The sequence below is a fragment of the Paenibacillus sp. JJ1722 genome (assembly GCF_048282685.1).
Lineage (GTDB): Bacteria > Bacillota > Bacilli > Paenibacillales > Paenibacillaceae > Paenibacillus > Paenibacillus polymyxa_B.
Window position 1 is genome coordinate 1,076,293 of record NZ_CP182500.1, and the last position, 14,093, is coordinate 1,090,385.

The following is a 14,093-nucleotide window of genomic DNA, read 5'->3' on the forward strand; positions in this document are numbered from 1 at the left end:
ATTCTTATAAAGGTGTAACCCAACAACTATGGAGGGTTACACCTTTTTGTATACTGAGCATTTTGTATTCATCCAAGCCTTTACTGTACAAGGAGATTTTCAACATGAAACTAGAGGCACGGGGAGTTCTTCCACAGCAGTATCAATATGCTTGAACAATGTACTCAACTGAATTACAATACAATTGATAATGATTTTTAATATCAATTAGGATGAGAAGGGGGAGTTGAACTACATGTTTGGATTGACAAAAAAGCTACATATTTATATAGCACTTATTCTGATGATATCGGTGCTGGCTGGTTGTGCCTCGGGTGGAACTACAGGGACAACTGACCCTTCAAGCAAGTCTGCAAGTGGTAATAAGAGCAATACAGTAGGCAGTGGTGCGGACGAGCAGACCAGAGTTATCAAACATGCCATGGGTGAAACGACAATTAAGGGAACTCCAAAGAGGATTGTAACCTTGTTTCAGGGTGCCAATGATGTTGTTGTTGCACTTGGTGTGAAGCCAACGGGTGTTGTGGAATCCTGGGTTCAGCAACCCGTATATAAATATTTGAAAGCGGATCTGGATGGCGTGACGCAGGTAGGTCAGGAATCACAGCCGAATCTGGAAGAGATCAACAAGTTGAAGCCGGATCTAATCATTGCCACCAAAACAAGACATGAGGATATCTATGATCAACTGTCCCAGATTGCTCCAACGGTAGTTACCGAGACGTTGTTTGACTGGAAAGAGACGGTAAAGACGGCTGGTGAAGCGATGAATATGAAGGAACAGTCGGACAAGTTGCTTGCCGATTGGGATGCAAGGGTAGCGGATTTCAAAGGCAAAATGGGTGACCGTCTTCCTATTGAAGCGACTATTACGAATTTCAGAGCCGATCAGGTTCGCATTTTCTATATGGGATACGCCGGGAAAATTTTGAAAGAGCTTGGATTTACCAGACCGCCTGGACATGATGAAGACACCTGGGGTGTGGAGTTGACTTCGAAAGAGAACATCCCGGATATGAACGCAGATATGATCTTCAACTTCAATTCAGGTACGGAAACAGAAGCTATTGAGAAGAATTATAAGGATTGGACCAGCAGTCCGCTCTGGAAAAATCTCGATGCGGTAAAGAATAACCAGCTGGTACAGGTTGATGAAGTGGCCTGGAACATGGGAGGCGGATACACATCGGCCAACATGATGCTGGACGACCTATACAAGCAGTTCAATCTGAATTAATGGGAGCAAGACCTGCCATGCACCAGGACATCGTATACGAAGTGTATGGGCAGGCAGGTCTTTTTGCATTTCACGAATGAAAGAGTGAGAATATGTTTCCCCTTTTTACGAAGGCAAGTACGAAGATGTATGGACTATCCGGCTTATTCATTTTACTATTACTCGCCTGTGTAGCCAGCATGATACTGGGACGCACACACATAACATTTCAAATAGCAGTGGATGCACTACAACACTATGACGAAAGCTCAGTGGAGCATGTCGTACTTCTGACAGAACGTTTACCACGCACAATTATTGCCGCTGTTGTTGGTGCAAGTTTGGCGGTGGCGGGAGGACTCATGCAAGCGCTAACTCGTAATCCGCTCGCTTCACCAAGTGTGTTTGGGATCAATGCGGGCGCCATCTTTTTTATCGTTATTGCCATCGTGGTGCTGTCGGTGTCCTCGCTCAGTACGATGATGTGGTTTGGTTTTGCCGGGGCAACCATTGCAACAGTGATTGTGTACGCGCTTGGGTCCATCGGTCGTGATGGTCTGACTCCCATCAAGATTGTGCTGGCGGGTACCGCCATCTCTGCACTTTTTGCTTCGTTCACGCAGGCAATCCTGGTGCTGGATGGAACGGGATTACAGGACGTGTTGTTCTGGCTTGCAGGTTCAGTGAGCGGTCGGACACTCGACATGCTGTATCCTGTACTGCCATATATGACGGTTGCCATTGTGGTATCCCTGTTTATGGGCCGGGCGATCAATCTGCTCCTGACCGGTGATGATATCGCCAAAGGCATGGGACAGAACGTGCTACTGGTTAAGCTGCTTATGGGAGTCGTTACGGTATTGCTAGCCGGTGGTTCTGTTGCGGTGGCCGGTTCGATTGGTCTGGTAGGATTAGTTGTACCGCATATCATGCGGGCGTTTGTTGGCAACGACTACCGCTGGCTTGTTCCCTACTGCATTCTGGGCGGCGCCATTTTGTTATTGGCGGCGGATGTTGTTGCACGGCTGATCATCATGCCGCAGGAGGTTCCGCTTGGCGTTATGACAGCGCTCATTGGTGGTCCCTTCTTCGTCTATATTGCCCGCAAGGGGGGGACGAAGATATGAGGAAGATGATTACTTTTCGCAATAAGAAAGATACGTTATCCTTGCAAATGGAGCGCAAATCGCTGTTCATCATCGGAATCTGTATGGTTTTGGTATTGATTGCATCCATTCTAGGAACCAGTGTGGGTAATGATTTCATATCTCCGCTGAATGTGCTGCAGACGATTTTCGGTCTGGGCGCAGGCGATCATGACTTTGTCGTGTTGACGCTAAGGCTGCCGCGTGTGCTGTTATCGTTGCTTGTTGGTGCAGCACTAGGCATGTCCGGTGCCCTATTGCAGGGGATTATTCGTAATCCGCTCGCTTCACCGGATATGATCGGGATAACGGGAGGAGCTGCCGTTGCCGCTGTAGGTTTTGTCACCCTGCTGGGTGGAACCATCAGTATCAAGCTGTTGCCGCTGTTTGCCATTATGGGCGCGATGATTACCACAATCATCATATATCTTCTTGCCTGGAAAAAAGGAGTAAGCCCGATTCGACTGGTGTTGATCGGAATCGGAGTGTCAGCCATTACGGGGGCCGGGACGACCTTCATGCTGATCCTTAGTCCATTCTATACGGCTGGTCAGGCGTATATCTGGCTGACGGGGAGTGTGTATGGAGCATCGTGGACCGATGTCAGAACGATCATCCCGGTGATTGTAATCGTGCTTCCGTTGGCGATCTGGTTTGCCCGTAGTCTGAACGCACAGGAATTCGGGGATGATCTAGCCACCGGGCTGGGGGTCACTGTACAGCGTCATCGTTCAGCACTGCTACTGTGCAGTGTACTGCTGGCCGGGGGTGCTGTAGCTGTCGCGGGGACGATTGGTTTTGTCGGTCTGATTGCGCCGCATATTGCCCGGAAGCTGGTAGGGCGTATGTTTGGCAGCATGCTCATCGTTTCGGGACTGGTCGGTGCCCTGCTTGTATTTGCTGCTGATCTGATTGCCCGTACGGTATTTCTGCCGCTCGATGTTCCGGCAGGGGTATTTACCGCCGGGGTAGGAGCACCGTTTTTCCTGTATCTGTTGTTCAAGAATCGAAATCAGTTTTGAGGAGGAGAATGCTGTGAGTATTCTGGAAGCCAAGGACCTTACGATCGCCTATGGCGCAGAGCCTATTATTGAGAATCTGAACCTGACTATTCCCAAGGGGAAAACTACTGTCCTGATTGGCAGCAACGGTTGCGGGAAGTCCACCTTGCTGCGAACGATGGCGCGGCTGCTGAAGTCCAGTTCAGGCTCGGTGCTGCTGGATGGCGAGGAGATTGCGAAGTTGCCTACCAAGGAAATTTCAAGACGTATGTCCATTCTGCCGCAAGGCCCTTCTGCTCCAGAGGGACTGACAGTGAACCAACTAGTTCGGCAAGGACGGTACCCACACCAGACCTGGCTGAAACAGTGGTCCGGTGAGGACGAACGCATGGTCAGGCTCGCGCTGGAATCCACACATCTGACTGCTCTGGCTGATCGGCCCATGGACGCATTATCCGGCGGACAACGCCAGCGTGCCTGGATTGCGATGACACTCGCACAGGGAACAGAGACCCTGCTGCTGGATGAACCAACGACTTATCTGGATATGACCCATCAGATTGATATTCTGGATCTGCTGTTCGATTTGAATGAACGGGAGGGGCGCACCATAGTGATGGTTCTTCATGATCTGAATCTTGCGTGTCGCTATGCTCACCATATCGTGGCTGTCCACAACAAGTCCATCTACGCGGAAGGAAAACCGGAAGACATTGTTACGCAGGACATGGTCCGCGCGGTCTTCCAGATGGAGTGCGACATTGCGGTTGATCCGCTGTTTGGCACACCAATGTGCATTCCGCACGGGAAGGGAAGGAAGTTAAATGAAACCACACGCTACAGCCACTTGGCTTGATGATCAAGAGATGCAGGCCTTGGCTGCCGAATACCGTTTGACCTGGGAGCCTTCGACAGATCGTACATTTTCGATGCCATTTACGGACTTGCTGGACCCGTCCAAAAGCCTGAACTATTTGCAAGGGGTGAGTAGCATCTTTGAGACGGATTCTGAAACGGCTACTGTATCTCTCTTTGCTAAACGGTATGCTTACTTGATTTTGGCTTCGGGTCTCTATGCCATGTCACGCTTCAACAAAGGCCTAAATTATGAGATTGCCAACGGCACGATCGAATCCAGTTATCAGGGGGAGGCATGGCTCCCCAAGGCTCGTCTGACTAATTGGCAGACGACCTCACCGGAGGCGGATCAGCGTGGCGTATGGAGAGATCAGGTGATTGAACAGATGTTCGCCGGTAATCTGGCCAAGGTGTGGCAATCGCTGTCCAAGGCAACGCGGGTTTCACGTTCAGTCCTGTGGGAGAACACGGCCATTTACGTATACTGGCTCTATGAGAACAAGTTTGCTGAAGGAGCCACGCCTGAAGAAAAGCAGCGTGTCGAAGAGGACTTCCATTATCTAATTCGTGATGCACCTGCACATCTCTTTGGTGAATCCCGTAATCCGCTCAAGCAGTTTAACACGCCCAAGCGGGCAACAGCTGTCTCAGATACACCCATTCGTGTGCGCAAAACCTGTTGTTTCTATTATCTCGCTGCAGATGATCCAGAAGATTACTGCCCAACCTGCCCCAAATTAAAGCATTAATGCCGATGATCATCATCCACATCCCCAGCCTATACTTCATTGCATCTCAATACAGCGAATAGCACAGGCAAGCTTATGACATAACGAAATTCAGAGCTTGCCTTATTTGTTGTGCCCATTGTTCCATGAACACTCCTTCATTTGGGGATTCTCTCCCTGCAAAAACCATCTTATTTTTCCTAAAAAGCTTATTATTGACAAGGTGACTGAAATTGCCATAAAATAGATTTTGTTTGAAACTGATAATCATTATCAATATTATTTCCATCAAATCAATCCGATGAAAGCACAACCAGGAGCGAACGCCTTCATTCGGTCGGGGAGGATTTTCATTGTTTCCGAAAGGAATTCATAATCTGCAAAACCGACTCATCATAAGCAAAGCAAGAGAAATGGGAATGACCTGCGAGCCACTTCTCGCAGAATGTGAAGATTTTTTGGAATTATCCTATGGGGATAAGCGCAGAGTCATTAATAAAACCAGATCGCATCGTCTACCCTTGATCGCTGGACTGCTCGCCAAGAACAAGCAGGTTTGTAATATGCTACTGCATGAGCGGGGAATGCCTGTGCCGCCGTTTATCGTTATCGAGGCAATGGGTGACAAGGCAACGCAGTTTCTGAAACTGCATCGTTCCGTTGTAGTGAAGCCGCTGGACGCAAGCGGCAGTGCAGGTGTGACACTGGACGTTCGAACAAACGAGGAACTGGAAGCGGCTATTGCCCGGGCGGGTACCCATAGTAACAGCATCATGCTGCAGCAATTCGTAACGGGTGTGGATTACAGGGTACTGGTCATTAACGGGGAAGTGGCGGCAGTAAATGAGTATCGACCTGTCTATGTAGAAGGAGACGGCACCTCAACCATCCGGGCGTTGATTCGAATGTTGAATCAGCAGCGAATCCAGCATACCAGTATAGGGAAGTTCGAGGCCTTTCCCAAGATTAATGAAGACGCAGAGCCTTTGCGAAAGGTTCTGCTTGGACAGGGAATCACACTGGAGGAGGTACCTGCGGCAGGAAGGGAGATCGAGCTATATGATCTTCGCAATTCGGCCGCCGGGAACATCAGTGAATTTTATATGGACTGTACGGAAGCGATTCTTCCTGACAATGCACAAATGGCAATTGAGGCCGCAGGAGCCCTCCGGATTGATGTGGCTGGCATTGATATCCGTTGTGAGAATATCCGCCAGCCGCTGACAGGAGATCAGGGAGGCATTTTGGAAGTCAACGCATTGCCGGACCTGACCCACCATGTCTTCCCCTTTGGGGGGACCACACGTGATGTCGTCCGGTTGTACCTGGAGTATCTTTTTCAGATGGAACATCATTTCGAAAAGTCGATTGCAGAATAAGGGCAAATCATTGCTTGTTCTGGCTCAATAGCCCGCTTGCGTTTTGCGTTGTTCTTGCTCCTATGGTGTGATCGGTATATTCGAATGGACGTGCCTGCCCGCCGCAAGCGGTGGCATCCATCCAGCATTCCGCTGCTGGTCAGCAGTGTAGGTACTCTGGATGATTAGTCTGCTAATGGTTCAACGGGTCAGAACACCAGCAGATACGGCCAGATGGGCGGCACTGAAAGAGATTAGTATGGGTCTCGGCTGTGCCATCCTGTGACCTTGTCCCTTGTTTTATTTATAACCCGAAAGAAGGTTGGCAACATTGTTCGAGATGGAAAACAGGCTCAGGTCTGAAGCAGAGCAGCAGGCGAATATACACTCTTGTAAGCTGCTGCTCAATTGTTATATCCGGGAGCTTGCGGTGGAGAAGGAGGGCGACATTCGGATTGATCCGAATGCGATGACGTACGCAGTTGCTTTTCAGGCCAGCGGGGTGATGATAACCGGACAATTAGCGTATTACTCGGCTATGGGAGAGCATGAGTACCGAAGCGTACAACAGCACGGGCAAGCGGTGCATTATCAGGACCTGGTTCGCTGGATCACACGGGAGTTGAGTGAAGACACGGCGTATGGAAACAGCCGGCATGAGCAAGGCAGGTTGACCCATGCGGCTGATGTGCGTGATTTTGCGGAAAAGGTAGATAACAGCGTGAATAATCTTGCGCTGTATATCGAGCAGGCTGCTGGACTTGGCATATATGATTACTGTACTTCTGAACAGTCTCTGGTATATGGTCATCCCTTTCACCCGTTTCCGAAAAACTCCAAAGGCTTCACCGAATACGACGTACGGATGTACAGCCCAGAACTGCGTACCTCGTTCCAACTCTGTTACGTTGCTGTGAGGAAGGATGTGTACATGCAGGAATGGGTGGATGATTACACTAGGATCAATCTGCATGCCAGCCTGCACGGGCATGTGGAACAAGCTTTGGAAGCAGAGTGGGGTGAGCATGGGGATGAGTATGAACTACTGCCTATCCATCCCTGGCAGTATGCGTACGTGTTGGGCTTGTCCGAGGTCCAGCAGTATATTCTGGATAAGAAACTCATTCCGATGGGCAGCGGCGGGCCGAAGGCCTACCCGACCTCCTCGGTACGCACCGTTTATATTCCAGAGCTGAATTGCAATATCAAGCTGTCGCTGAACATGCAGATTACCAACATGATTCGCACCAATAGTGCGGAGCAGATGCGAAGGACGCTGGACGCCTCCAGGTACATCAAGCAGCAGAATTGCTTCGGTGCAGATCAGCATACGCAGATTGCCTATGAGACAGGTGTAGCTACTTGTGACTTTCAGGAGGGAGAATTAACGAGTCTGTTTACCGTCGCATACAGACCGATTGAGTTTGACCCGGAATGTACATATGTCCTGTCGAGTCTGGTAGAAGCCCCCTTGCCGGGAATGCAATCACGACTTATGACGATGCTGGGTGGCGTACGTGCTGAAGCCGAGCGCTGGTTTGCACGTTATCTGACCTTGTCTTTGCTGCCCATTGTACGAGCGGCCGGAGAGCGAGGCATTCACTTTGAAGCTCATTTGCAAAATACTCTCGTGACGCTAAGAGACGGAATGCCTGAGGCATTTATCGTGCGTGACTTGGAAGGAGTCAGTGTCGATGAGGAGCTGATCCATGAGGTGGATACCGCTCCCTCTAGATTGTTGTTTTATCCACGGGACAAGGCTTGGGCGAGGACATCCTATTACTTTATTATCAATCATCTGGGTTCCCTCATTCATGCGATGGCAAGGGATGTGAACGTATCGGAGGAGCATTTCTGGGCAAAGGTCCGCGAAGTGCTTGTGAAGGAACTGGATCGAACTGGAAACGTGTATGTGCAGCATTTGCTGACCGCGGACAGTTTTCTGGCGAAACAAAATCTGGTGAGCTGTCTTAGGGGGATCAGTCAGACCCCGGCGTATGTGCCGGTGAGCAATATAATGAACCGAATAGGGAGTGAAGTGGCGTGGGGTTCATAGGGTACAGGGCTGAGAAAGGTCACAAGACGGCAGTATACACGGATGTACAGGAACGGATCATGCGGCAGGCACTGGAAGCCATGTGGTTCGAGGGTATCCTTGACTGTAAGGTGGATGGGAACGAATGGCGCACTGTGGGGCGGAATACGTCAGGGCAGGCTGTGACATACAGCTGTGAGGCGGAACAGAAATTTTCATTTGGCCGAGTGAAGGTGGCGAAGGGTTCGATTCGAAGAGAGGGTGCGCCCTGCACCGATCTGGATCTGTTTCTGGAGGAAATGGTACTGAACCTTCTGGAGGGTGCGAATGTGACGGCCTTCATTCAGGAATTGCTGGAGACGATGGCGAAGGACAGTCAGTGCCGGGCTTTGCTGCCTGAGAAGATTCCGGATGAAGACCTGCACTATGATGCCCTCGAAAGCCATATGAGCGATGGTCATCTCTACCATCCAAGCTACAAATCGAGGCTTGGCTTCACCCTAAAAGACAATCTTGCCTATGGTCCAGAGTTTAACTCGGATGTGACCGTATACTGGATTGCCGTGAAAGAAGGACTTGTGCAAACGGCTCTTTCCACAGGCTACACGTCAGAACAGTTGGTGAGACAACATCTCACAGAGGAGGATATCAGCCGATTTAATCAGATACTTCAGTCGGAAGACACGGAGGGGAAACGCTATATATTCATTCCTGTTCATCCGTGGCAGTGGGAACACCAGTTGGAATCGGTGTTTGCCCGGCAACGAATGGACAGAGATATCGTTTTTCTCGGCCCTTCGGACTCAACCTATCGCGCCCAGCAGTCCATTCGTTCCCTGTCGAACCGGATGAATTCGAAGGCACCGTATCTCAAGCTGTCGCTGAGTATTACCAATACATCGAGCATACGCATTTTGGCACAGCACACGACCCAGAATGCACCGCTAATCAGCGACTGGCTGGAAGCACTCATTCGAGAGGATGAGTTGTTGCAACGGGAAGAGTTTTCCATTCTGAAAGAGATCATGGGACTCTCGCTCCGGTACGAGAATTTGCCTGCAATCCAGTATGGACGGGCGTATGGCACAATAGGGGCGATCTGGCGTGAAAATGTATCTGTTCATCTGCAAGAAGGCGAGACTGCCTGGCCCTTAAATGCACTTATGCTGGTACAGTCGAACGGGGTACCGTTTATCCAGGGTGCAGTTGAGCATCATGGCATTCAGAAGTGGAGTGAAGCGCTCGTTAGAACGGTATCGCTGCCTATTATTCATCTGCTCTATGCACACGGCATCGCGCTGGAATCGCATGCCCAGAATATCATTTTGGTGCTGGAAAATGATCTGCCGAAACGGATCATCATCAAGGACCTTCATGATGGTGTCCGCTATGTACCCGAGAAGCTGCTGAATCCAGAACGAGCCCCGAAGCTGCACCCCGAACCGGAGACCCACCGCAAGTTCAATCGGTATTCCTTTATCTACGCGGGTGACGTGTCGGAAGTCCGGGACTATACGTATGATGCGTTCTTTTTTATTTGCATGACGGATATTGCGCTGACGCTGGAGAATTTCGGTCTGACGGAAGAAGCGTTCTGGCAGCTGTGCGCGGCCACGATTGTGGACTATCAGCGAGAGCACCCGGAGTACGAGGAACGGTTCGAGTGGTTTGATCTTTTTGCCGAGGATGCGCTGATTGAAGAGATGACCAAGCGCCGCCTGTATGGGGATGGGGAACTGTATTTCCGTAAGGCCAGCAATCCGCTGAAGTTGGCGAAGGACGTTCTCGGATGAGAACCAACACGCTGAAGGAGAAAATTGAACGTAAACAGCCGGTGTTTGGCCTCTTTGTCTCTATCCCACATCCGGTCATCATTGAGATGATTGGACATGCGGAGTATGATTTTGTAATTATCGACCTGGAACATGCCGCAACGAATATGGAATCGGTGGAAGAGCTGGTTCGTGCTGCGGAGCTGGCAGGGATGACCCCGCTGGTACGCATCTCGAAGGTAGAGCGAGTAGAGATTCTAAAGGTATTGGATTGCGGCGCACAAGGCATCGTCATACCTCATGTGGAACAGCGGGAGCAGGTGGAGGAAGCGGTTCGTCATGCGTATTATCATCCGCTTGGCATGCGGAGTCTGAACAGTGGGCGACCGGGGGTATTCGGCAAGTATCCACTCACCGGGTATATTCAGGAAGCGAATGAACAGGTGATGGTTGTACCGATGATCGAAAGTGTGGAGGGCGTCCGGCAAAGTGCGAGCATTCTGTCTCATCCCCAGGTGAGCTGGGTACTAGAGGGGGCGGCAGACCTGTCGCAATCACTTGGTGTACCGTGGCAGACGGAACATCCAGACGTGCAGCGTGCGCTAGGCGCATTATACGAAGCCGCGAAGCAGTGCCAGGTACCGTATGCAACAGTGGCCAGAAGCAAGGAAGGCATGGCGCTGTGGGCCGAACGAGGGGTATACATATACGTGTTGGGCGATGACCGGAATACGGCTTTTCGGGCGTACGAACAGAAACGGAATGACTATGGAAATGCGGGTGGACTGACATGAAATCAAGCGTATGGAATATGATTCATGAACTGCAAAGGGATAGTGAAGACCCGGTATGTGCTTATGTCTACGATCTGGCTGGTATTCAGGAGCAGGTCCGTCACATGCTGCACACGCTGCCCAGAGGCACACGGCTGTTCTATGCCATAAAGGCCAATCCGGATTCCCGAATTATTGAGGCTTTGCTGCCCTGGGTTCACGGGTTCGAGGTAGCTTCCATTGGCGAGTTGCTCAAGGTGAGGAGCGTAAGTAGCGAGGTTCCAATCCTGTTTGGCGGTCCAGGGAAAAAGGAGAATGAGTTGAAGCAGGCTATCGAGCATCAGGTGAGTTTCATTCATGTGGAGAGCCTGCTGGAACTGCGGCGTGTCATCGCCATTGCTACAAGGAGAGGAGAGGAAGTCCGCATTCTGCTGCGGATCAATCTGAGAAGCAGCACATTGCCACGGACCCGGATTGTAATGGGCGGTGGTCCGAGTCCATTCGGCATGGATGAGGAGAGCGTGGAGGAAGCAGTCCGGGTCATTCGTGAGGAAGGCGCGGGTTTGGTGCGTTTATGCGGATTTCATTTTCACTCGTTATCGAACAATGTAGACGCAAGACTGCATGCCGAGATGACCGAGATGTATTTGCAAAAGGTGGAGATGTGGCAGCAGGCATATGACCTGCATCTTGAAGTAATTAACGCCGGAGGCGGGTTTGGTGTCACATATGATGGTAGCCCCGGGTTCGACTGGTCCCTGTTCACATCCCTGATTGAGCGAAGTGAGGCCAGAGGGCGCCTTGCTTCACGCGGCATACAGTTGTATTTTGAGCCGGGTCGCATGCTTGTCGCTGACCACGGTTATTATGCGGCAGAGGTTACGGATATCAAAACATCGCATGGTCAGCATTTTGCCGTGTTAAGAGGAGGTACACATCATAATCGTTTGCCCGCATCATGGGGACACAACCATCCGTTTCACATTATGTCTACGGACCGTTGGGGGCATTCGTTTGCAAGACCAGAGGTACGGGACAACAAAGTTCACGTGGTCGGAGAACTGTGTACACCCAAGGATCGTATGCATTCAGATGCGGAAGTAGAGCGGCTGCGGGTAGGCGATATTGTTGTATTCGAGAAGTCGGGAGCCTATTGCTGGACCATCTCGCATCATGATTTTCTGGGTCATCCGCACCCGGCATTCCATTATTTGACGGAGGACAATAACCATGTCAACAGTGATGAAGCGTGCCAGTCTGCAAGACGCTGAGCGCCGGATTATGGAGGATCTGATCAATGCATTTCTGGCCGAGCAATTGCTTCCGCTGGAAGGGCATCCGTTCATTGAACTCTCTACTTCACCAGAACCGTTCCGCCGAATGTTTCTGGGGGATGGTAATGGAGGTCCTTCGCAGAGCAGATGGGGAACGGGGAACAGAACCGACGGCAATGTCGCAGGTAAGGATAAGCAGGATGAGAATGGGGCAGGTAGACATAGTGGACAGCTTATGCTGCATCAGAAAGGGATTTTGTTTCTGGTGAAAGCAGGCAAAAGGCAGGGATATCAATGGGTACAAGGTTCACCCGTCTATGGAGAGACACCGGATGGAGGCTGGAAGCTTCTTGAATCTCCAGCAGTCGTAGGACAGGCTGTGCTTCGGATGACGCTTTCGGATGAAGCATACGCGCATCCCGGGGTTGCGGAATTCTTCGCAGGCGTGAAAATAGCCACCGAGCAATTGGCACTGGGACTCCAGCAGGTACAACGTCTGAGAGAACAAGTTCCGTTCAATGCCTACGATTGGTTTATCAAGGGAGAGCAGGTTGCAGCGCTGCGAGATCGTCCATTTCACCCCACCTCCAAGGCCAAGGTGGGGTTCACAGAAGCGGATGTGACCCGGTATGCAGCGGAATTCAGGAAGGAGATCCCGCTGCGATGGGTGGCGGTGCGTTGGGATGCCGTACAACAGGGATGTAAGGAAGGATTGTCCACACTGGATGTACTGGATGAAGAACAGCGGAGCAGGCTGGAAGCAGAATTGGCCCGGAAGGGCCTGAATCTGCAAGAATACATGCCCATGCCAGTACATCCATGGCAGATGGAACATATCATCTTGCCACGTTTCAACGGAGAGATCGGGGACGGTACCATCGTTGTACTGGATATTGAATTGGGAGAGGTTCAGGCGACATCGTCCCTGCGCTCGATGGCCCCGATGGAAGAATCCACACAGATGCTCAAGCTTCCGGTCAGTGTGTTATCTCTCGGGGCCGCCCGCTATCTCCCGGTAGTGAAGCTGCTGAATGGTCTGGCTGGGGAGAAGATGTTACGACAGGCGGTGGCCTGCGATGAATCGCTTACAGGTAAAGTGTGGCTCTGCGAGGAACGGAACTGGTGGGGATACATGCCGGAATCCATGGGATTGTTCGATGATCATCCTCGCCATCTGGCCGCCCAGATTCGCATTTATCCGCCAAAGTTGCTGGAAGAAGGTATGCAGGTCATTCCCATGGCTGCGCTTGGGGTGACGCTGGAAGGTCGCCATATGTTATCCGACCTGCTGGGCAGAGAGTTAACCAGTGAAGAGGTCATGGGATTCTACACCGATCTGACGGCGTTATTCTATGATGTGGTGATGCGGCTGTTCAAGATAGGCGTTGTACCCGAAATTCACGGTCAGAACTGCTGCGTGGTACTGCAGGACGGACAGGTGAACGGTCTGTTATTCCGTGACCACGACTCCGTTCGTTTGCATCAGCCGTATCTGGACAAACACGGCATTGCGGACCCAGGTTATCATATCCGGCCGGGATACTCGAACAGCTTGTATAATGAGACGATCCGCAAGCTGATCTTCTACGTGCAGTCGCTGGGCACGCAGGTGAACCTAGCTGCGATTATGGAAGCGCTAAGCGAAGTGTATCCTATCCCGGAAGCGAAATTATGGGATATCACCGAGCAGGCGTGGAAGGAAGCGCTACGGGTGGTGCCGCTTCCTGAAGCTGACCGGGCCGAGCTGTTCCAAACGGTATTCGAGAGCAGGGAATGGCCGGTGAAGCTCATTGTCCGTCCGCTGCTTGAAGCGGACGGGGTGCCTGGGGCGATGCCATCGGGCAAAGGCACAGGTCATAATCCTTTTTACAAAGGATAGAAGTTGTGACTAGAATGTTGGTTTAGATAAGATGAGAGATGACGGAGGTGACCC

The 14,093-nt window shown here is 51.1% G+C and carries 11 protein-coding genes; all 11 read left to right on the plus strand.

All coding sequences use genetic code 11. The features are described 5' to 3' along the window. Positions 1-235 precede the first annotated feature (235 nt). The 11 genes from ACM1ND_RS04915 to ACM1ND_RS04965 all read left to right on the plus strand — a co-directional run bounded on the left by ACM1ND_RS04915 (position 236) and on the right by ACM1ND_RS04965 (position 14,039). On the plus strand, positions 236-1,237 hold the full coding sequence (locus ACM1ND_RS04915) for an ABC transporter substrate-binding protein (RefSeq protein WP_028542061.1): 1,002 nt from the start codon (positions 236-238) through the stop codon (positions 1,235-1,237). A gap of 92 nt (positions 1,238-1,329) precedes the next feature. Next, entirely contained in the window at positions 1,330-2,343 is a 1,014-nt protein-coding gene (locus tag ACM1ND_RS04920; RefSeq protein WP_023987173.1) for a FecCD family ABC transporter permease, read from the plus strand. After that, positions 2,340-3,383 (plus strand): FecCD family ABC transporter permease, encoded by a 1,044-nt coding sequence (locus tag ACM1ND_RS04925; protein WP_076265221.1) that lies wholly within the window; start codon positions 2,340-2,342, stop codon positions 3,381-3,383. Before ACM1ND_RS04920 ends, ACM1ND_RS04925 begins: the two co-directional genes overlap by 4 nt. 13 nt (positions 3,384-3,396) lie before the next feature. Further along, entirely contained in the window at positions 3,397-4,218 is an 822-nt protein-coding gene (locus tag ACM1ND_RS04930; RefSeq protein WP_023987175.1) for an ABC transporter ATP-binding protein, read from the plus strand. Then, complete coding sequence (locus ACM1ND_RS04935) at positions 4,187-4,969, plus strand: IucA/IucC family C-terminal-domain containing protein (RefSeq protein WP_053324715.1); 783 nt, start codon at positions 4,187-4,189, stop codon at positions 4,967-4,969. The genes ACM1ND_RS04930 and ACM1ND_RS04935 overlap by 32 nt, the downstream gene beginning before the upstream one ends. Positions 4,970-5,301: 332 nt before the next feature. Next, complete coding sequence (locus tag ACM1ND_RS04940; protein WP_023987178.1) at positions 5,302-6,327, plus strand: ATP-grasp domain-containing protein; 1,026 nt, start codon at positions 5,302-5,304, stop codon at positions 6,325-6,327. 319 nt (positions 6,328-6,646) lie between these two features. Next, a complete protein-coding gene (locus ACM1ND_RS04945) occupies positions 6,647-8,362 on the plus strand; it encodes an IucA/IucC family protein (RefSeq protein WP_418027998.1) in 1,716 nt (571 codons plus the stop codon). Continuing rightward, on the plus strand, positions 8,350-10,134 hold the full coding sequence (locus ACM1ND_RS04950; protein ID WP_418027144.1) for an IucA/IucC family protein: 1,785 nt from the start codon (positions 8,350-8,352) through the stop codon (positions 10,132-10,134). The genes ACM1ND_RS04945 and ACM1ND_RS04950 overlap by 13 nt, the downstream gene beginning before the upstream one ends. After that, a complete protein-coding gene (locus tag ACM1ND_RS04955; RefSeq protein ID WP_340959983.1) occupies positions 10,131-10,907 on the plus strand; it encodes an HpcH/HpaI aldolase family protein in 777 nt (258 codons plus the stop codon). Before ACM1ND_RS04950 ends, ACM1ND_RS04955 begins: the two co-directional genes overlap by 4 nt. Next, on the plus strand, positions 10,904-12,157 hold the full coding sequence (locus ACM1ND_RS04960) for a type III PLP-dependent enzyme (protein ID WP_418027147.1): 1,254 nt from the start codon (positions 10,904-10,906) through the stop codon (positions 12,155-12,157). The genes ACM1ND_RS04955 and ACM1ND_RS04960 overlap by 4 nt, the downstream gene beginning before the upstream one ends. Continuing rightward, on the plus strand, positions 12,117-14,039 hold the full coding sequence (locus ACM1ND_RS04965; RefSeq protein WP_418027149.1) for an IucA/IucC family protein: 1,923 nt from the start codon (positions 12,117-12,119) through the stop codon (positions 14,037-14,039). Before ACM1ND_RS04960 ends, ACM1ND_RS04965 begins: the two co-directional genes overlap by 41 nt. Positions 14,040-14,093: the final 54 nt, after the last annotated feature.